This window comes from Sphingobium sp. FW306-1B-F04DB, assembly GCF_058781925.1.
Genome location: NZ_JBYSXE010000026.1, coordinates 1 through 16,804, shown reverse-complemented (window position 1 = coordinate 16,804; position 16,804 = coordinate 1). Strand labels below are relative to the sequence as shown.

The 16,804-nt window shown below is 66.3% G+C and carries 17 protein-coding genes; 8 read left to right on the top strand and 9 right to left on the bottom strand.

Annotation, left to right across the window (positions count from 1 at the left end):
- Nucleotides 1-27: 27 nt before the first annotated feature.
- Together AC3WJD_RS12660 and AC3WJD_RS12655 are read left to right on the top strand one after the other, a co-directional pair.
- Nucleotides 28-1,602 carry an oligosaccharide flippase family protein gene (locus tag AC3WJD_RS12660; RefSeq protein WP_492747014.1) on the top strand — a complete coding sequence of 525 codons (1,575 nt, stop codon included), beginning with the start codon at nt 28-30 and terminating at the stop codon, nt 1,600-1,602.
- A gap of 13 nt (nt 1,603-1,615) precedes the next feature.
- Nucleotides 1,616-2,764 carry an alpha-hydroxy acid oxidase gene (locus AC3WJD_RS12655; RefSeq protein ID WP_492747013.1) on the top strand — a complete coding sequence of 383 codons (1,149 nt, stop codon included), beginning with the start codon at nt 1,616-1,618 and terminating at the stop codon, nt 2,762-2,764.
- A 3-nt stretch (nt 2,765-2,767) separates the two neighbouring features.
- Here the strand turns inward: AC3WJD_RS12655 and AC3WJD_RS12650 are convergent, their stop codons facing one another.
- The 6 genes from AC3WJD_RS12650 to sdhC are packed head-to-tail and all read right to left on the bottom strand — an operon-like array spanning nt 2,768 to nt 7,389.
- Nucleotides 2,768-3,172: a thiol-disulfide oxidoreductase DCC family protein gene (locus AC3WJD_RS12650; RefSeq protein ID WP_492747012.1), complete on the bottom strand. Its 405-nt coding sequence runs from the start codon at nt 3,170-3,172 to the stop codon at nt 2,768-2,770.
- A gap of 34 nt (nt 3,173-3,206) precedes the next feature.
- On the bottom strand, nt 3,207-4,301 hold the full coding sequence (locus AC3WJD_RS12645) for a saccharopine dehydrogenase family protein (protein WP_492747011.1): 1,095 nt from the start codon (nt 4,299-4,301) through the stop codon (nt 3,207-3,209).
- Between the two features lie 5 nt (nt 4,302-4,306).
- Complete coding sequence (locus tag AC3WJD_RS12640) at nt 4,307-4,777, bottom strand: DUF2269 family protein (RefSeq protein ID WP_492747010.1); 471 nt, start codon at nt 4,775-4,777, stop codon at nt 4,307-4,309.
- Between the two features lie 22 nt (nt 4,778-4,799).
- Nucleotides 4,800-6,605 carry a succinate dehydrogenase flavoprotein subunit gene (gene sdhA, locus AC3WJD_RS12635; protein ID WP_492747009.1) on the bottom strand — a complete coding sequence of 602 codons (1,806 nt, stop codon included), beginning with the start codon at nt 6,603-6,605 and terminating at the stop codon, nt 4,800-4,802.
- On the bottom strand, nt 6,605-6,994 hold the full coding sequence (gene sdhD, locus AC3WJD_RS12630) for a succinate dehydrogenase, hydrophobic membrane anchor protein (protein WP_492747008.1): 390 nt from the start codon (nt 6,992-6,994) through the stop codon (nt 6,605-6,607). Before sdhD ends, sdhA begins: the two co-directional genes overlap by 1 nt.
- The gene (gene sdhC / locus AC3WJD_RS12625; RefSeq protein WP_492747007.1) at nt 6,994-7,389 is read right to left on the bottom strand and encodes a succinate dehydrogenase, cytochrome b556 subunit; all 396 of its coding nucleotides are present in this window, start codon (nt 7,387-7,389) and stop codon (nt 6,994-6,996) included. Before sdhC ends, sdhD begins: the two co-directional genes overlap by 1 nt.
- Before the next feature lie 406 nt (nt 7,390-7,795).
- Between sdhC and AC3WJD_RS12620 the strand changes: the two genes are divergently transcribed.
- Genes AC3WJD_RS12620 through AC3WJD_RS12605 form a run of 4 tightly spaced genes read left to right on the top strand, consistent with a single transcriptional unit; the run spans nt 7,796 to nt 12,078 of the window.
- Complete coding sequence (locus AC3WJD_RS12620) at nt 7,796-8,941, top strand: methyl-accepting chemotaxis protein (RefSeq protein ID WP_492747051.1); 1,146 nt, start codon at nt 7,796-7,798, stop codon at nt 8,939-8,941.
- A gap of 38 nt (nt 8,942-8,979) precedes the next feature.
- Nucleotides 8,980-10,347, top strand: a complete 1,368-nt coding sequence (locus AC3WJD_RS12615) for a methyl-accepting chemotaxis protein (RefSeq protein ID WP_492747006.1) — start codon at nt 8,980-8,982, stop codon at nt 10,345-10,347.
- Between the two features lie 47 nt (nt 10,348-10,394).
- Nucleotides 10,395-11,111, top strand: a complete 717-nt coding sequence (locus AC3WJD_RS12610) for an SDR family NAD(P)-dependent oxidoreductase (RefSeq protein ID WP_492747005.1) — start codon at nt 10,395-10,397, stop codon at nt 11,109-11,111.
- Nucleotides 11,101-12,078, top strand: coding sequence for a 50S ribosomal protein L11 methyltransferase (locus AC3WJD_RS12605; protein ID WP_492747004.1), 978 nt, complete (start codon nt 11,101-11,103; stop codon nt 12,076-12,078). The genes AC3WJD_RS12610 and AC3WJD_RS12605 overlap by 11 nt, the downstream gene beginning before the upstream one ends.
- An 11-nt stretch (nt 12,079-12,089) precedes the next feature.
- Here the strand turns inward: AC3WJD_RS12605 and phhA are convergent, their stop codons facing one another.
- Nucleotides 12,090-12,962 carry a phenylalanine 4-monooxygenase gene (gene phhA / locus AC3WJD_RS12600; RefSeq protein WP_492747003.1) on the bottom strand — a complete coding sequence of 291 codons (873 nt, stop codon included), beginning with the start codon at nt 12,960-12,962 and terminating at the stop codon, nt 12,090-12,092.
- A gap of 105 nt (nt 12,963-13,067) precedes the next feature.
- Here phhA and AC3WJD_RS12595 point away from each other — a divergent pair, with 105 nt between their 5' ends.
- Together AC3WJD_RS12595 and AC3WJD_RS12590 are read left to right on the top strand one after the other, a co-directional pair.
- The gene (locus AC3WJD_RS12595; RefSeq protein WP_492747002.1) at nt 13,068-13,415 is read left to right on the top strand and encodes a DUF6152 family protein; all 348 of its coding nucleotides are present in this window, start codon (nt 13,068-13,070) and stop codon (nt 13,413-13,415) included.
- A gap of 4 nt (nt 13,416-13,419) precedes the next feature.
- Entirely contained in the window at nt 13,420-13,902 is a 483-nt protein-coding gene (locus AC3WJD_RS12590) for a hypothetical protein (RefSeq protein WP_492747001.1), read from the top strand.
- Here AC3WJD_RS12590 and AC3WJD_RS12585 read toward each other — a convergent pair.
- Together AC3WJD_RS12585 and ligA are read right to left on the bottom strand one after the other, a co-directional pair.
- Nucleotides 13,893-14,522 carry a PilZ domain-containing protein gene (locus AC3WJD_RS12585; protein WP_492747000.1) on the bottom strand — a complete coding sequence of 210 codons (630 nt, stop codon included), beginning with the start codon at nt 14,520-14,522 and terminating at the stop codon, nt 13,893-13,895. The two genes, AC3WJD_RS12590 and AC3WJD_RS12585, sit on opposite strands and share 10 nt — an antisense overlap.
- A gap of 120 nt (nt 14,523-14,642) precedes the next feature.
- The gene (gene ligA / locus AC3WJD_RS12580; RefSeq protein ID WP_492747050.1) at nt 14,643-16,775 is read right to left on the bottom strand and encodes an NAD-dependent DNA ligase LigA; all 2,133 of its coding nucleotides are present in this window, start codon (nt 16,773-16,775) and stop codon (nt 14,643-14,645) included.
- Nucleotides 16,776-16,804: the final 29 nt, after the last annotated feature.

Sequence of the window (16,804 nt, the reverse complement as noted above, 5' to 3'; positions counted from 1 at the left end):
TGTATAGTAATTTAGTAGACAATTACAATGCACCCCCGCGTTGACAAGCATGCGGCGCGCGTCGATCACCGCGCGATGACCACAGCGCCGCGCGACCCCGTCACCAGCCGCGACTTCGCCAAGGGGCTCGGCACCACCTTGCTCGCGCGCCTCGGCGGGGTGATCGATGTTGTTTCCCAACCCGTCTATGTCTGGCTGTTCGGGCTTTCGGGCTACGGCATCTACGCGGTGCTGTGGGCGGCGGTGAACCTGATCGAGAATATCGCTGATCTGGGCATGACATCCTCGCTGCAAAGGGTGGTGCCGCAAGCGAAGACCGAGCGCGATGCAGTCGCCGCGCTGCGGTCGGCGCTACTGATCGGCGTCGTCCCGTGCCTCACCGTCGCTGCCCTGATCTCGCTGCTCGCGCCGCAGGTCGCGCCGCTGTTCAACGCGGCCCCGCGCGACCAGGCGATGCTCGTCGGTGCCGTGCGCCTCTTCGTCTGGGCACTCCCGCTATGGGCTTTTGTCGAGATATCGACCTCGGCGCTGCGAGCGCGCCGCGTCTTCGGGGCGGAGATCCGACTGCGCATCTTCTGGGAGCAGATCATTCGGCTGATCCTCGCCGCTGCGCTCTACGCCGCCGGTTTCGGCATCATGGCGCTGTTCACCGCGCACCTGATCTCGCTTGGCGTCATCTGCCTGCTGAGCATCCGTCTGCTCGCGCGCCAATATGATCTGCGCCTGTTGTTGCGCGGGCCGCTGATCGATCCGGTCTTTTTCGATACCTTCCGCGCGGGCCTCGCCATCCTGCCCGCCAACGCGGTTGCGCGGTTGTTCGGCGACGCGCCCCCGATCATCCTCAACGCGCTGATCCCAGGCGCCGCGGGTGCGACCGCGGCCGGGCTTTATACGATCGCCCGCAAGATCTCGAGCGTCGTCCAGCTCGTGCGCACCGCCTTTGCCTATGTCCTCGCCCCGCTCGCCTCGGCGGCGGCGCATGGTGGCAAGGCCGAGGTCCAGCCGATCTACGCCTTCGCAACGCGGCTCGCGGTGGCGATCGTCGTTCCGCTCGGCTGCGCGATGGCCGGCGGCGGCGAAGCGATCCTCGGGCTGTTCGGGCGCGGCGCCGATGCCGCGCATGCCGCACTCGTCGTCCTGATCCTTGCGCGCATGGCCGAGGCGGTGTTCGGCGCGGCAGTGCCCGTGCAGCAGGTGATCGGCGGCTATCGCCAGCAGGTGGTCGCCAGCGCGATCGGCCTCGCCGCCGCGGCCGCGATCGGCTGGCCGCTCGTCCAGCGCTTCGGGCTGACGGGCATGGCACTCGCGACGAGCGCAGGCTTCATCGTCGCCGCGATCATCCCGCTCTTCCAGCTCCACCGTTATGATAGCGTCCACCCGTTCGAACGCCCTTTCGCGCGCACCGCGCTTATCGCGATCCTCATCGCGCTTCCCGGCCTCGCGCTCGCGATCCCCGCCGCCAAGCTTCAGCCCGATATCGTCCAGTTCCCGTTGGTCAGCCTGATCGCGGCCGCCGCGATCTGGGCAAGCTGCCGTTTCGCGCTGCCCCATGCCGACCGTGCGGCGCTCGGCAAGACCGCGCGAAAGCTACGACTGATCTGAGGAAGGAAGGCGCATGCGGCTGAAGCACTGTCACAATGTCGACGACTTCCGCCGTCTCGCCCGACGCCGCCTCCCTGGCCCTGTCTTCCATTATATCGACGGCGCCGCCGACGACGAGGTGACGTACCGCCGCAACACCGAGGCCTATGAAGGCTGTGACCTCGTCCCCAACGTCCTTGCGGGCGTCGAGGCGGTGGACATGTCGACCACCGTCATGGGCAGGAAGATCGCGATGCCGCTCTTCCTCTCGCCCACCGCACTCCAGCGCCTCTTCCACTGGCAGGGCGAGCGCGGGGTCGGACGCGCCGCGGAGAAGTTCGGCACATTCTTCGGCATCTCCTCGCTCGCTACGGTGAGCATCGAGGAGGTCGGCCGGACCATCTCCACGCCCAGGATGTTCCAGCTCTATGTCCACAAGGACAGGGGGCTCAACCATGCGATGATCCAGCGGTGCAAGGACGCGCAATTCGACGCACTGACCTTGACCGTCGACACGATCGTAGGGGGCAACCGCGAGCGCTGCCTGCGCACGGGCTTCACCTCGCCGCCGCGCCTCACCCCGCGCTCGGCGCTGAGCTTCGCGACGCACCCGCGCTGGACGCTCGATTATCTCTTCTGCGAGAAGTTCGAGCTCTCCAACCTCAAGGATCATGTGGCTGAGGGCACCAATGTCGCACTCTCGGTTGCCGACTATTTCAACACCATGCTCGACCAGTCCATGGACTGGAAAATGGCCGAGGCGATCCGCGCCGAATGGGGCGGCGAATTCTGCCTGAAGGGCATCATGTCGGTGGAGGATGCGCGCCGCGCGGTCGATATCGGCGCAAGCGCGATCATGGTCTCCAACCATGGCGGCCGCCAGCTCGACGGCAGCCGCGCCCCCTTCGACCAGCTTGCCGAGATCGTCGACGCGGTCGGCGACCGGATCGACGTCATCTGCGACGGCGGCATCCGCCGCGGCAGTCACGTCCTGAAGGCATTGAGTGTCGGGGCCAAGGCCTGCTCAGGCGGCCGCCTCTATCTCTACGCGCTCGCCGCCGCGGGCCAGCCGGGCGTCGAACGCGCGCTCGGCCGGCTCAGAGACGAGATCGAGCGCGACATGAAGCTGATGGGGGTGCGGTCGGTATCAGAGCTGTCGCGCAGCAACCTGCGCTGGCGGTGAGGCTCAGAGCAGGCGGCGGCGCTGATCCTCGCTCAGCAGCGCACACGTTTCGACCTTGCCGAACCAGCGATAGCGGTTCGCGGCGATCAGGCCATAGACCCAGTCGCGTATCGGACGCGGAATCAGCGATAGAGGTCGCAATAGTGTCCACCAGCCGCCGAGGATCGCGAAAAGGCGGAAATATCCCCCGCTCATGCTAAAGGCCCGGCCACGATCGATCAGCAGGTAGGTTTCGTCCATCTCCATGCCGAAATGCCGGTAGAGCGCCTGTCCTAGCGGCGACTGCGCCGAGGTGAAGTTGACGCGTCCTTGGCGATCATGGCGCATCAACCACGCCGCGCCACCCGAGCAGAGCACGCATACGCCATCGAAGACGAACAGCGGCTTCGAATCGTCGAAATCCGGCATCGCCGGATCGCTCCGGTATTCATGGGCGTGCCGTTCATGCATCGCGGATCACCGAAATGTCGAGCGTCTCCAGCGCCGCCAGATACTCATCCAGCGCGATCAGATCGAGACAGGGTCGCGCACCGCGGGGCAACGCCACGCCATGCGCGAGCCTTTTCGCAAGCAGTATCGCCGGCATGCAGGGAATATAGGGACCGTGCCCCGATCGCGCGATAATGAAGAAACGCTGCACGCGCGCCGCGCCATCATGCCCGATACCCGAGAGCTTCATGTGAAAGCCGCTGCGGCTGCTTCCCAGCGGATCAAACAGAAAGGACGTACGGAGCAGTGCCTTCGCATGCCGATCCAGCAGCGGCAACAGCCGCAAACGAACTAGCCAGCTCAAAAGCCATGTGCCCCAATGCAGCACGGCGATCTCGTGCCCCGCCGAAAAACGGATCGAGCGAAGCTCAGGATAGCGCTCCGGAAACAACGCCAGATCAGGGATATCGCAATTTCCGAACCAGCGACGGCCAAGCTCGGGATAGACCTCGCTATGGATATCCTGCCAGCCGAATATCCGCTCTTCGCTGCCATGGCGGAGCGATCGGAAAGGCTTGCCCACATAGCTCAGAATCGCGGACGCGGTCGCCAGTCCGCGATTGGTCTGCTGGGCCGCGCTGATACCATAGTCGACCGCCTCGAGCCGGGCGAAGCGGGGGCGCGCGTCGTCGATCACGGCGGCGGTCAGACACGGCACCGAACTCGCGCCGCTGACCACCAGGACATCGCGTTCTCGCGCCGCCTCATCCAGCGCGCCGATCGTCGCAACGAAGTCCCGCGCATCCGCCAGATCGAGATAGTGGCACCCTGCGGCAATGCATGCCCGCGCAACCCGGTGATCCTGCGTCTGGAAGGGCCCCGTGGTGTGGATCACAATGTCGGGCCGGATCCGCGCCAGCGCCGCCGAAAGATCGCCATCGATATCGATGGCATGCCCCTCTGCGGCATTGTGCGCGTCGAGCGCGCCTGCAAAAGTCTCCGCCCTCTCGCCGGATCGGCCGCCCACCAAAAGCCGGATCGCCGGTTCCTTGGCCAGTTCACGGCCGATATAGCCGCCGAAATTGCCATAGCCGCCGATGACCAGCACGCGGCTCACCATGAAGGCTTGGCAACCATCAGCCAGAACACCGCGACTAGCCCCGCAAAGGCCGGCCAGCCGAGCACGAACCACCGGTGAAGCAGCCGGGAATAGCCCGCCTCGTCGATCGCCTCACCGGCATGTCGGCGCAGCAGCAGCGTCTTGAGCCGCATCTGGATGAATACTACCGGCACCCAGCAGAGCGCAGCGACGAAATAGAGGATGTAGGTCCAGATCAGCCAGCGATCCGCCCAGTCGAAGCCGCCCTGCCAGATCAGCCATCCGCCGCTGAGCGGCTGGATGAGCACGGCCGGCGTCGTGAACAGGAAGTCGGCAAGCACCGTGGTGCGTGCCGCAAACAACCGGGCGGGGCCCTCTTGCGTATGGTGCGCAGCGAGGAAGAAGAAGGCCGTTCCGATACCCGTCCCGAAGATGACGGTCGCACTGAGGATATGCAGCGTCTTGACGAGGGAATAGGCGTCCACCGGCTATTCCCTCGTCAGGCGCTCAATACACCCGAGCCTTGGGCTTGATGTACTCGACCTCGTCGGTCAGCGTGTAGTCGTGGACCGGGCGGTAATCGAGGGTCACCTTGCCGCCCTTGCCGCCCCAGCCTTCGAACCAGCTGATCGTGTGCTTCATCCAGTTCGCGTCGTCGCGATTGGGGAAATCCTCGTGCGCGTGGGCGCCGCGGCTTTCCTTGCGGTTGTTCGCGCTCTCCATCGTGCAGACCGCCTGCGCCATCAGGTTGTCGAGCTCGAGCGTTTCGACGAGGTCGGTGTTCCAGATCAGCGAACGATCGGTGACCGCGAGATCGGTCATCCGCCTGTTGACCTTCTGCATCAGCTCGACACCCTCGGCGAGCAGCGCAGTGTCGCGGAACACCGCGGCGTGCCTCTGCATCGTGTGCTGCATCTCGAGACGGACCTGCGCGGTCGGCGAGCCGCCCTTGGCATTGCGGAAGTGATCGATGCGGCCGAGCGCGAAGTCAGCCGAATCCTTGGGAAGCGGCTTGTGCGTTGTGCCGGGCTTGAGGGTTTCCTTGAGGTGCAGGCCGGTTGCGCGACCGAACACGACAAGGTCGATCAGCGAGTTGGAGCCGAGGCGGTTGGCGCCATGGACCGAGACGCATGCCGCCTCGCCCACCGCGTAAAGGCCGGGGACGATCACCTCGGGATCGTCACCGACCTTGGTCACGACCTGGCCGTGATAGTTACAGGGAATGCCGCCCATATTGTAGTGGACGGTCGGGCTGACGGGCAGCGGCTGGCGCGTAAGGTCGACGCCCGCGAAGATCTTGCCGCTCTCGGTGATGCCCGGCAGGCGCTCGGCCAGCACCTTGGGATCGATGTGATCGAGGTGCAGGTGGATATGGTCCTTGTGCTGGCCATGGCCGCGGCCCTCGCGCATCTCCATCGCCATCGAGCGCGATACGACGTCGCGCGAGGCGAGATCCTTGGCCGAGGGCGCATAGCGCTCCATGAAGCGCTCGCCCTCCGAATTGGTGAGGTAGCCGCCCTCGCCGCGCGCGCCCTCGGTTATGAGCACGCCCGCGCCATAGATGCCCGTCGGGTGGAACTGGACGAATTCGAGGTCCTGCAGCGGAAGGCCCGCGCGCAGCACCATGCCACCGCCGTCGCCCGTGCAGGTGTGCGCCGACGTCGCCGAGAAATAGGCGCGGCCGTATCCGCCCGTCGCCAGCACCACGGCATGGCTGCGGAAGCGGTGGATGCTGCCATCCTCCATGCACAGCGCGATCACGCCACGGCACGCGCCGTTCTCCATGATCAGGTCGATCGCGAAATATTCGATGAAGAAGTCCGCGTCGTACTTCAGGCTCTGCTGGTAGAGCGCGTGGAGCATCGCGTGGCCGGTGCGGTCGGCGGCGGCGCAGGTACGCTGCACCGGCGGGCCTTCGCCCATATTCTGCATGTGGCCGCCGAACGGGCGCTGATAGATCGTGCCGTTCTGATTGCGGCTGAAGGGCACGCCGGCGTGCTCGAGCTCATAGACCGCGGCAGGCGCCTCGCGCACCATGTACTCGATCGCATCCTGGTCGCCCAGCCAGTCCGACCCCTTGACGGTGTCATACATGTGCCAGGTCCAGTGGTCCGGGCTGTTGTTGCCGAGGCTGGCGGCGATACCGCCCTGCGCCGCGACGGTGTGGCTGCGCGTCGGGAACACCTTGGTGATGCACGCTGTCTTCAGACCCGCCTCGGCCGCGCCCATCGTTGCGCGCAGGCCCGAGCCGCCCGCGCCGACCACGACGGTGTCGTAGCTGTGGTCGATGATCTTGTACGATGCGTCAGCCATCAGAGCGCGGCTCCCGTGAATGCGATTTTGGCGATCGAGAACAGCGCGAGCGCCGCCGCGCCGACCGCGTAGAAATTGATTGCGACAAGGCTCAGAAGCTTGAGCCCCTCGTCATGCACATAGTCTTCCATCATGACCTGCATGCCGAGCTTCAGATGCCAGAAGACGCTGACCACCATCAGCATGAATGGCACCGCGACGATCGGGCTCGAAAGCCAGGCGACGACTGCGCCATGATCGAGCGAGGGCAGGCTGAGCAGCGAAAAGAACAGCCACAGTACGAGCACGAGGTTGCCCGCTGCGGTGAGGCGCTGGCGCAGCCAGTGCTGCGAGCCGTGCCTGGCCGAGCCGAGACCGCGGACGCGGCCGATTCCCGTTCCCGTACCCATCAGAGCGCCTTCCAGAAGATGAAGAGCCAGACAATGGCGGTCGCGACGGGCGCGGCCGCAAAGATGAAGAGCGACCAGGCCTTGTTCGTCTTGAGCTCGTAGCCCGCGCCGGTATCAAGGACGAGGTGGCGCACCCCCCCGAAGAGGTGCTGGAAGAAGAACCAGGTCAGTCCGATGCCGATCAGCTTGCCGAACCAGCTCGTCGCGAAGGCCATGAAGGTGGCATAGGCCTCGGGCCCGCTCGCGGCGGCGGCGAGCCACCACACCAGCCCCATCGCGCCGACGGTGGCAAGGCCGTTGCCCGTCACGCGATGCCCGATCGAGGCGGCCATGGCCGGGCCCCATTTCCAGATCGTCATGTGCGGCGAAAGCGGCCGAGCTTTCTCGCTTGTCATGCTTCTAACCCCTCGTGATTTTCGGCACCCCCTTAAGACAAGCGCGCGCGGTTGCAAACAGGCAATGCGGCCCGCGCGCCGATCGCGGGACTAACACGCCTTTAACCATTTCCGCTTACGGGATGTGGATGCCCTCAAAGGGGCGGACCAATTCGAAGCGGAGCAAGACGTGACCGACAGCATCAGGAGCGCGGCCCCAGCCGCCAACGCGACCCCGTTCACCGCAACGATCGACATCGCCCAGCGCCTTGCGATCTTCGACGTCGACGGCACGCTGGCTTCGGTTTCGCGCGATCTCTGGGCGATCCTCGAGGATGATGCCTACGCGATTTCAAAGGCCTATTGGGATCATTGGCGGATCTGCTTCCCCAATGAACGCACCTGGTCGGCGGCCGATTATGACCGGATGATCGAGATCGGCTGCACCTTCCTGCGCGATCGCTTTTGCAACACCCAGCAGATGGCATGGATCGAGTCGATCGAACGCTCGGTCATTCAGGCCTATAACGCCAATATCGAGGCGACCACGCTGCGCGCGATGATCATCGCCAGCGATCGTGCCGCCCTCGAAATCCTGATCCGCAAGATCCCCCATGACGACCCGCGCCTCTTCAGCATGATCGACGCGCTGCTGCGGCTTTCGGCGCTCGAGGGCGATATCACCGCCTCGCTCTTCAGCTGCTATATCGTCGCTGCCAGCGATCGCGAGCGGACCCGCATGGCTGACGAATTCCGGTCCAAGATCGGTGCCTCGCTCGAAACCGTCTCGCGCGGCAGCGAGGACCTGCGCGTCCAGACAAGCAAGGTCGCCTCGAGCGCCCGCGGCATGCACGGCAAGACGTCGGAGGTGGCTGCGGCTGCCGAGCAATCGGCGGTGGCGATGCGCGAGGCCGCGCAGACCGCGGCGGGGCTGATCCGCGCGATCGAGGATGCGCGCAGCGAGGTCGAGATCGCCGCCGATGTCGCCACGCGCGCCTCCGAACAGGCGGGCGAGGCGGTCTCGATGTCCGAAATGCTCTCCGCCCATGCCCAGTCGATCGAATCGATCCTCGGCCTCATCCGCGACATTGCCGGGCAGACCAACCTGCTTGCCCTGAACGCCACGATCGAGGCCGCGCGCGCGGGCGACGCCGGCCGCGGCTTCGCGGTCGTCGCACAGGAGGTCAAGTCGCTCGCCTCGCAGACCGCGCGCGCCACCGACGACATCGCCGCCAAGATCGAGGCGATCCAGTCCGCCACGCGCACCACCGTCGACACCAATGCCTCGATCCGCGACACCGTCGCCGAGGTCCAGACCTCCGCCCAGCGCATCCGCCAGGCGATGGAAGTCCAGGCGCAGACCGTCACCATGATCACCGCCGCCGTGGACGAAACCGCGCTCGCCGCCGACTCCATGTCCTCCACCATCGCCGCCATCCGCGCCGATACCGAGAGTGTGGCGTCCGAGATCGATCAGGCGGGCACCGGCTTCGGCAATCTCGACACGCAGCTGGGCGCGCTTCGCGCCAGCGCCAACAGCTTTGTCGCCAGCGTAGCGGGCGGACGGCGCTAATCGCCCACGCCCGGCAAGGGCAGCAACGGGAGAGGAACATGGAAGGCCAAGGCAAAAGCCAGCCTCGCTACGAACGCGCCACCGAGATCAAGGTCGCGCTGGCAGAACGCCTGCCGGATTTCGACCGCGGCCATACGCTCGCGCGCGACTGCCTCGAAATCTGGTCGTTGATCGAGGGGCGCGAGCGCGACATCGCGGCGTGTTTCTGGGATCATTATGGGGCCGCAAGTTCGATCGTCGATCGCCTGACCGCGCAGCAGCGCGCCAAGATGCTCGATGTCAGCACCGCCTATGTCCGCGTAAAATATTCGGGCCCGATCGCGCAGCAATGGGCCGACATGGCGCGCGACAATGCCTGGGCGTCGCAGGAGGCGAAGGTGCCGCTGCGCACCGTGCTTGCCGCGCTCGCAACCTCGCACCAGTACACGATCGCGCTCATCGCCGAGGCAGTGGGCGATGATTGCGCGCGGATGACCCGGCTCGCCGGCGCGGTGATGCAGATGTCGCTGATCGAGGCCGAGCTGATGTCGTCCTACGTCCATGAACGCCGCACGCTCGAGGCCAGTCGCCAGCGCACACATCACGCAGAGATCTTCAACGCACAGATCGCTGGCGAGGTGGCCGACGTCGCCGCGCGCGGCGCGGGCCTCCAGGCGCAGGCGGTCAGCGCGGTCAAGGCTGCGCGCGGCATGCACGGCAAGACGTCGGAGGTGGCTGCGGCTGCCGAGCAATCGGCGGTGGCGATGCGCGAGGCCGCGCAGACCGCGGCGGGGCTGATCCGCGCGATCGAGGATGCGCGCAGCGAGGTCGAGATCGCCGCCGATGTCGCCACGCGCGCCTCCGAACAGGCGGGCGAGGCGGTCTCGATGTCCGAAATGCTCTCCGCCCATGCCCAGTCGATCGAATCGATCCTCGGCCTCATCCGCGACATTGCCGGGCAGACCAACCTGCTTGCCCTGAACGCCACGATCGAGGCCGCGCGCGCGGGCGACGCCGGCCGCGGCTTCGCGGTCGTCGCACAGGAGGTCAAGTCGCTCGCCTCGCAGACCGCGCGCGCCACCGACGACATCGCCGCCAAGATCGAGGCGATCCAGTCCGCCACGCGCACCACCGTCGACACCAATGCCTCGATCCGCGACACCGTCGCCGAGGTCCAGACCTCCGCCCAGCGCATCCGCCAGGCGATGGAAGTCCAGGCGCAGACCGTCACCATGATCACCGCCGCCGTGGACGAAACCGCGCTCGCCGCCGACTCCATGTCCTCCACCATCGCCGCCATCCGCGCCGACACCGAGAGCATGACCGCGCAGATGGAGGGGATGCGCCACGGCTTCGCAGAGGCCGATGGCAGCTTCGGCCGGCTGCGCACGGGCGCCGACGAATTCCTGCGCAAGATCGCGGGCTGACCTTTCTTCATTTGGGATTCATGCACGGCCTGTTCTAAGGGGCCGGGATGACTGATCCCGTTCATATCCTCGTCACCGGCAGCAGCCGGGGCATCGGCGCCGCCATCGTCGCGCGGCTCGCACAATCCGGTGCACGTGTCATCGGCCATTCGAGCCGCGCCGCGTCGGACACTACGATCGCCTGCGACCTCGCCGTGCCGGGCAGCGCCTCCGCGCTCTGGCAGGCGGCGCTCGACCGACTCGACGGCCGCATCGACGTGCTCGTCAACAATGCCGGCATCTTTGAGGCGTCGCCGCTCGAGGCCGCGCACGACGAGTGGGTCGCGCAGTGGGACCGCACGATGCAGATAAACCTCACCGCCTCGGCCGAGCTCAGCCGCCTCGCGGTGCTGCATTTCCGCGAACATGGCGGCGGGCGCATCGTCAACATAGCGAGCCGCGCCGCCTATCGCGGCGACAGCCCCGCGCACTGGCACTATGCCGCGTCAAAGGCGGGGATGATCGGCATGACCAAGTCGATCGCGCGGGGTTATGCCGCCGAAGGGATCTATGCCTTTGCGATCTGTCCAGGCTTCACCATGACGGGGATGGCGGAAGACTATGTTTCGAGCCGTGGCGGCGACGAGTTGCTCGCCGACATCCCGCTCGGCCGCGTCGCCGAACCCGAGGAGGTCGCCGAGGCCGCGCGCTTCCTCGCGCTCGACGCCCCGCCCTCGATGACGGGCGCGGTGCTCGACATCAACGGAGCGTCCTATGTCCGCTAAGCGCCCGCCAGAAAAACCGGGAACCGATTTTTCGTCCGGCGGCGCGTCCGCCAACGAAAGCTGGAAGCTGACTTTGCCCTGCACCGCGCAGGAGGCCAGGGTGCTCGAAGAGGACATCGGCGCGCTCGCCGAACTCGACCCGCTGCCCGTGCTGATGACGAGCGAGCCAGATCCGGCACGCCCCGATCACTGGCAGCTCGACGCCTATTTCGAGGCTGCACCCGATGACGTCACCATCGCACTCATCAAGGCGCTCATCCCCAGCGCCGCCGGCTTGACCCCGAAGATCGAGAAGGTCGAGGAAGCCGACTGGGTCACGCTCAGCCAGGCCGGGCTCGAGCCCGTCCGCGCGGGCCGCTTCTTCGTTCACACCTCGACCAATGCCGCTGAGATTCCGGCGGGCACCAAGCCCTTTCTGATCGAGGCGGGGCTCGCCTTCGGCACCGGTCAGCACGAGACCACGACCGGCTGCCTGATGATGCTCGACCGGCTGAAGCGTGAGGGCAATCTCTATCGCGACCTGATCGACGTCGGCACCGGCACGGGCCTGCTCGCCTTCGCCGCGATGCATCTCTGGCCGCGTGCCTTCGCGACGGCATCGGACATCGATCCGATTGCGATCGACGTGACGCGCGACAATGCCGGGGTGAACGGAATCCGGCTGGGCACGCGCGAGGGGCAGCTCGCGCTCGTCGTCGCGCCGGGGGTCGAACACAGGACCATCAAGCGCCGCGCGCCCTATGACCTGATCATCGCCAATATCCTCGCGGGTCCGCTGATCGAGATAGCACCGTCGATCGCCGCCGAACTCGACGAGGGCGGCACGCTGATTCTCGCGGGCCTGCTCGACAGCCAGGCGCACCGCGTCGCCACGGCCTATCGCCGCCAGGGCCTGCGCCTTGCCGGCCGCATAGATCGCGGCGAATGGCCTACGCTGATGCTGCGGAAACGCCGCGGCTTCGGCTGATCCGCCGAAGCTCAGCCCGCCGCGCGGCTTCGCGCATACTCCTGCGTGCCGTGCGTGATCACATCATCCTCGGGCAGGATGTCGGCGATCGCGATGTCGGGCAGCCCCTTTAGCTCCTCGTAGAGCGGCGCGAAGTCGGTCTCGACCGTGGTGCGCAGCAGCGTCTCGAAATCGGGGATGACGAAATAATTCTGCTGATAGTCGTCGATCCGGTAGTCGGTCCGCATCACGCGCTTCAGGTCGAAGCGGATGCGGTTGGGGCTCGGATCGTCGAGCGCGAAGACGCTTTCGCCATGGCTCGAGACGATGCCGGAGCCGTAGATCCGCAGCCCCTCGGGCTCCTCGATCAGCCCGAACTCGACCGTGTACCAGTACAGCCGCGCGAGCTGCTTCAATGAACCATGTTCGAGCGCGCGTTGCCCGCCCCGCCCATAGGCCGCCATGTAATCCGCGAACACCGGATCGGCGAGCATCGGGACATGGCCGAACACGTCATGGAAGACATCGGGCTCCTGGATATAGTCGAGCTGGTCGGGCCGGCGGATGAAATTGCCCGCGACGAAGCGGCGATTGGCCATATGGTCGAAAAACACGTCATCGGGCACGAGGCCCGGCACCGCGACGACCTGCCACCCGGTCAACTTCATCAGCCGCTCGGACAGTTCCTCGAAATCGGGGATGCCCGGCTTTGAAAGGCGCAGCACGTCGATGCCGCGCAGCCAGGTCTCCGACGCGCGGCCCGGCAGCTGTTTTGCCTGGCGTGCGAACAGCGTGTCCCAAACGGCATGTTCGGCCGCGCTATACGCTTCCCAGTTCTGCGGAATAGTCCAATCCGCGCCGGCTCCTTCGGGCGGGCGCTCGAGCACATGAGATTCGGTTTCCATTGCAACAAAATAGCACAACGCGCTTCCGGGACGAAATCGGCCCGGGCGATTGATGGATATTTGCGCCGGATCGGGCGTATATTCAGGCAACCGAGGAGAATGCCGATGCTTCGCCCGCTGCTCGCCGCCGCCATCGCACTGGCCATCCCCGCCGCCGCGCTCGCGCATCATGGCTGGAGTTCCTATGACGACAAAAAGGTCATCAAGGTCACCGCGCCGCTGCAATCGCTCAGCTGGGGCAATCCTCACGGCACCGCAAAGGTGGTCTATCAGAAGCGCACCTGGCATGTGATCCTGGCGCCCGTCGCACGCATGGAAGCGCGGGGACTGACCAAGGAGATGCTTGCCCCCAACAAGAAGGTGACGCTGGAGGGCTATCCGCGCAGCGATGGCACCCCGGAGATGCGGATCGAGCGGATCACCGCGGGCGGCAAGACGGTCGAGCTGCGCTAATCCCTTGGAATCCCTGACCCAGCTCGCGGCAATACTCCAGGAATCGGGCTTCGGCGCATGGGCGCGCGGTTCGGCCTGGGCCTATCCCGTCGCCAATCTCATCCATCTGCTCGGGCTGGTGCTGATCCTCGGCGGAATCGGGCTGCTCGACCTCAGGATCATCGGACTGTTTCGGGCGCTGCCCGTGGCGGCGCTGTCGCGGGCGGTGGTGCCGCTGGCGATCGCGGGGCTCGCGCTGATGGCGACGAGCGGCTCGGTGCTCTTTGCCGCCGATGCCAAATCGCTTGCAACATCGGCGCTATTGCAATGGAAACTCGGCCTCATCCTCGCTGCGCTCGTCAACGCGCTCGCGTTCCGGTTGCTATGGAATCGAAGGATGCGCGACTGGGACGGTGCAGCGCCTCAGGCGGCGCGAATCATGGCATTCGCCTCGCTTGCGATATGGCTGGGCGTGGCGTCGGCGGGACGGCTGATCGCCTATAGCTGATCGCCGCCCTCTTGGTCCTGCCCGTCGAGCCAGCGGATGAGTTCGTCGAACGCGATCGGCTTGATGAACGACAGCCCCGCCTGGCCGCCCTGCGACCAGCGCACGATTCCCTTGACCGGGTGCATCCCCTCGATCGTGATCACCGCGTCCTCGCCCACGCGCAGCTGCTCGTCGATCTCGACCTTGATGCCGCCCTGCGAAAGGTCGCGCACCGTCACCTCGTGGCGCTCGTCACCGACCTTGATTCGCGCGCGTCCCTGCACCTCGATCCGTGGCGGACGCGATTTGCGGCCGTCGGCGGCGGTGCGGTGCGTCAGTATGTCGCTGACCTCGACCTCGCCCTCGAAGCGGACGCCGACGCGTCCCTCCTCGACCCAGACGACCTCGCCCGAAAGCCGTTCGTCGGACTTGAGCTCGATCTCGACGCGATCGCCCACCTCGTGCTGCGCATAGACATGCGCCATCAGCCCGCCCGTCGAGATGTTGCGGATCAGGCACAGCTCCTGCCCCTTGCCGTTCACCAGCTTGCCGACGCGCAGGATCGTCATGAAGCGCTGCGCGCCGCGCCGATCGGCGCCCGTGTCGGGCGCGGAGTCCTTGATGGTTTCTACGTGACCCATGGGTTTGTGGCCGTCCCTCGCCGAAAATGCACCCAATTGTCGTTCGCCCCCACGAATCGACGTCGTCCCCCACAGAACGACCATGGACCTCGGCGGTTAAAATGCCGTGAAGGATGGCCCCTATCCCGCCGCCGTGACGATCTCGGCCCAGTCTGCCTCGTCGATCACACGGATGCCCAGATCAGTCGCCTTTTTGAGCTTCGAGCCGGCTCCCGGTCCGGCGACCACCAGATCGGTCTTCGCCGATACCGAGCCCGATACCTTGGCGCCCAGCGATTCGGCCTGCGCCTTGGCCTCGTCGCGACTCATCGTCTCGAGGCTGCCCGTGAACACCACGGTCTTGCCGCTCACATCCGAGGCGCGCGTTTGGTGGACGACGGGCTGGATATCCATCTGGGCCAGCAGATCAGCCAGCACCTGCTGGTTGTGCTCCTCGGCAAAGAAGTCGAGCAGCGCCATCGCCACCTCGGGGCCGACGCCGGGCGTCTCGACGATCGCCGCCACCTCCTTGCCCTGGCGTTGCCGGAACTTGTCCTCGCTCTCGCCAACCGCGGGGATCAGCGCGGCGCGCCTGGCGAGCGCCGCATCGATCATCGTGCGCAGCGCGCCCATCGTCGAATAGCGCCGCGCCAGATCACGCGCGGTCACCTGGCCGACATGGCGGATGCCGAGCGCGAACAGGAATCGGTCGAGCGGCGAGGCGCGCTTGGCGTCGATCGCGGCGAGCAGATTGTCGACCGATGTCTCGGCCCACCGCTCGCGGCCGATCAGCTCGTCGCGCATGGCCGTCAGGCGGAAGATGTCGGCGGGGGATTCGATCAGCCGGTCGTTGAAGAAGGCGATGATGCTCGTTTCGCCCAGCCCTTCGATGTCGAGCGCCTGACGGCTGACGAAGTGCCGCAATCGCTCGACGCGTTGCGCGGGACAGATCAGCCCGCCGGTGCACCGCACATCGACCTCGCCCTCCTCGCGCACGGCGTCCGAATCGCATTCGGGACATTTGTCGGGAAAGACGAAGGCTGGCCGCTCCTCATCCTTCGTCAGAACCTCGACGATCTGCGGGATGACGTCGCCCGCGCGCTGGACGACGACGCGGTCGCCTGGCCGCGCGCCGAGCCGTTCGATCTCGTCGGCATTGTGGAGCGTTGCATTGGTGACGATCACCCCGCCCACGCCGACGGGCTCGAGCCGCGCGACGGGGGTCAGCTTGCCCGTGCGCCCCACCTGGATGTCGATCGCGCGCAGGATCGTCTGCGCCTGCTCGGCGGGGAATTTGTGCGCGAGCCCCCAGCGCGGCGCCTTGGCTACGAAGCCCAGCCGTTGCTGCCAGTCGAGCCGGTCGACCTTGTAAACAACGCCGTCAATGTCATAGGGCAGTTCGGCGCGCAGCGCCTCGATCTTGCGATATTGCGCGAGCGCGCCTTCGATCAGCTCGGCACGGACCAGCAGGTCGCTCACCGGAATCCCCCAGCGCTCGATCGCCTTCATCACGCCAAATTGCGTGTCGGCGGGCATTGCCGAGGTCTCACCCCAGCCATGTGCCCAGAACCGCAGCGGCCGCGAGGCGGTGATCGCGGGATCCTTCTGGCGCAGCGATCCCGCCGCGGCATTGCGCGGATTGGCGAACTGCCGCGCCCTGGCGGGGTCCCCGGCCTCGGCGAGCAGCCTTTCATTGAGCGCCGCGAAATCGGCCTTGGCCATATAGACCTCGCCGCGCACCTCGAAGACGTCGGGCACGTCGCCCTTCAGCCGCTCGGGGATGTCGGCGATCGTCCGTGCATTGGCGGTCACATCCTCGCCCACTTGCCCGTCGCCGCGCGTCGCAGCGAGCACGAGCACGCCCTTTTCATAGCGTAGCGAGCAGGAGAGGCCGTCGATCTTGGGCTCCGCGGTAAAGGCGACGCGGTCCTCGGCGCCCAGCGCCAGGAAACGCCGCACACGCACGACGAATTCGAGCACGTCCGATTCGTCGAACGCATTGTCGAGGCTGAACATCTGCCGCGCGTGCCGCACCTTGCCGAGATGCTCGGCGGGCGCTGCGCCCACCTGCTTGCTGGGCGAATCGGCGCGTATAAGGTGCGGGAACGCCTCTTCGATCGCGGTATTGCGCCGCACCAGCGCGTCATAGTCGGCGTCCGAAATCTCGGGCGCGTCCTCGGTGTGATAGAGCCGGCTGTGATGCGCGATCTCGGCGGCGAGCCGCTCGAGCTCGGCGGCGGCTTCAAGATCGGTCTGGGGAAGCGGAGCGGTCATGCGCGAGCGGTAAGGGATGAGGGCGGGCG

Bases quoted from the DNA above. Each gene is read 5' to 3' on its own strand.
- AC3WJD_RS12610 (WP_492747005.1), top strand. From the start codon at position 10,395: ATGACTGATCCCGTTCATATCCTCGTCACCGGCAGCAGCCGGGGCATC.
- AC3WJD_RS12615 (WP_492747006.1), top strand. From the start codon at position 8,980: ATGGAAGGCCAAGGCAAAAGCCAGCCTCGCTACGAACGCGCCACCGAG.
- sdhC (WP_492747007.1), bottom strand. From the start codon at position 7,389: ATGACAAGCGAGAAAGCTCGGCCGCTTTCGCCGCACATGACGATCTGG.
- AC3WJD_RS12605 (WP_492747004.1), top strand. From the start codon at position 11,101: ATGTCCGCTAAGCGCCCGCCAGAAAAACCGGGAACCGATTTTTCGTCC.
- AC3WJD_RS12620 (WP_492747051.1), top strand. From the start codon at position 7,796: ATGATCGAGATCGGCTGCACCTTCCTGCGCGATCGCTTTTGCAACACC.
- sdhD (WP_492747008.1), bottom strand. From the start codon at position 6,994: ATGGGTACGGGAACGGGAATCGGCCGCGTCCGCGGTCTCGGCTCGGCC.
- AC3WJD_RS12595 (WP_492747002.1), top strand. From the start codon at position 13,068: ATGCTTCGCCCGCTGCTCGCCGCCGCCATCGCACTGGCCATCCCCGCC.
- AC3WJD_RS12655 (WP_492747013.1), top strand. From the start codon at position 1,616: ATGCGGCTGAAGCACTGTCACAATGTCGACGACTTCCGCCGTCTCGCC.
- AC3WJD_RS12660 (WP_492747014.1), top strand. From the start codon at position 28: ATGCACCCCCGCGTTGACAAGCATGCGGCGCGCGTCGATCACCGCGCG.
- AC3WJD_RS12585 (WP_492747000.1), bottom strand. From the start codon at position 14,522: ATGGGTCACGTAGAAACCATCAAGGACTCCGCGCCCGACACGGGCGCC.
- AC3WJD_RS12650 (WP_492747012.1), bottom strand. From the start codon at position 3,172: ATGCCGGATTTCGACGATTCGAAGCCGCTGTTCGTCTTCGATGGCGTA.
- ligA (WP_492747050.1), bottom strand. From the start codon at position 16,775: ATGACCGCTCCGCTTCCCCAGACCGATCTTGAAGCCGCCGCCGAGCTC.
- sdhA (WP_492747009.1), bottom strand. From the start codon at position 6,605: ATGGCTGACGCATCGTACAAGATCATCGACCACAGCTACGACACCGTC.
- phhA (WP_492747003.1), bottom strand. From the start codon at position 12,962: ATGGAAACCGAATCTCATGTGCTCGAGCGCCCGCCCGAAGGAGCCGGC.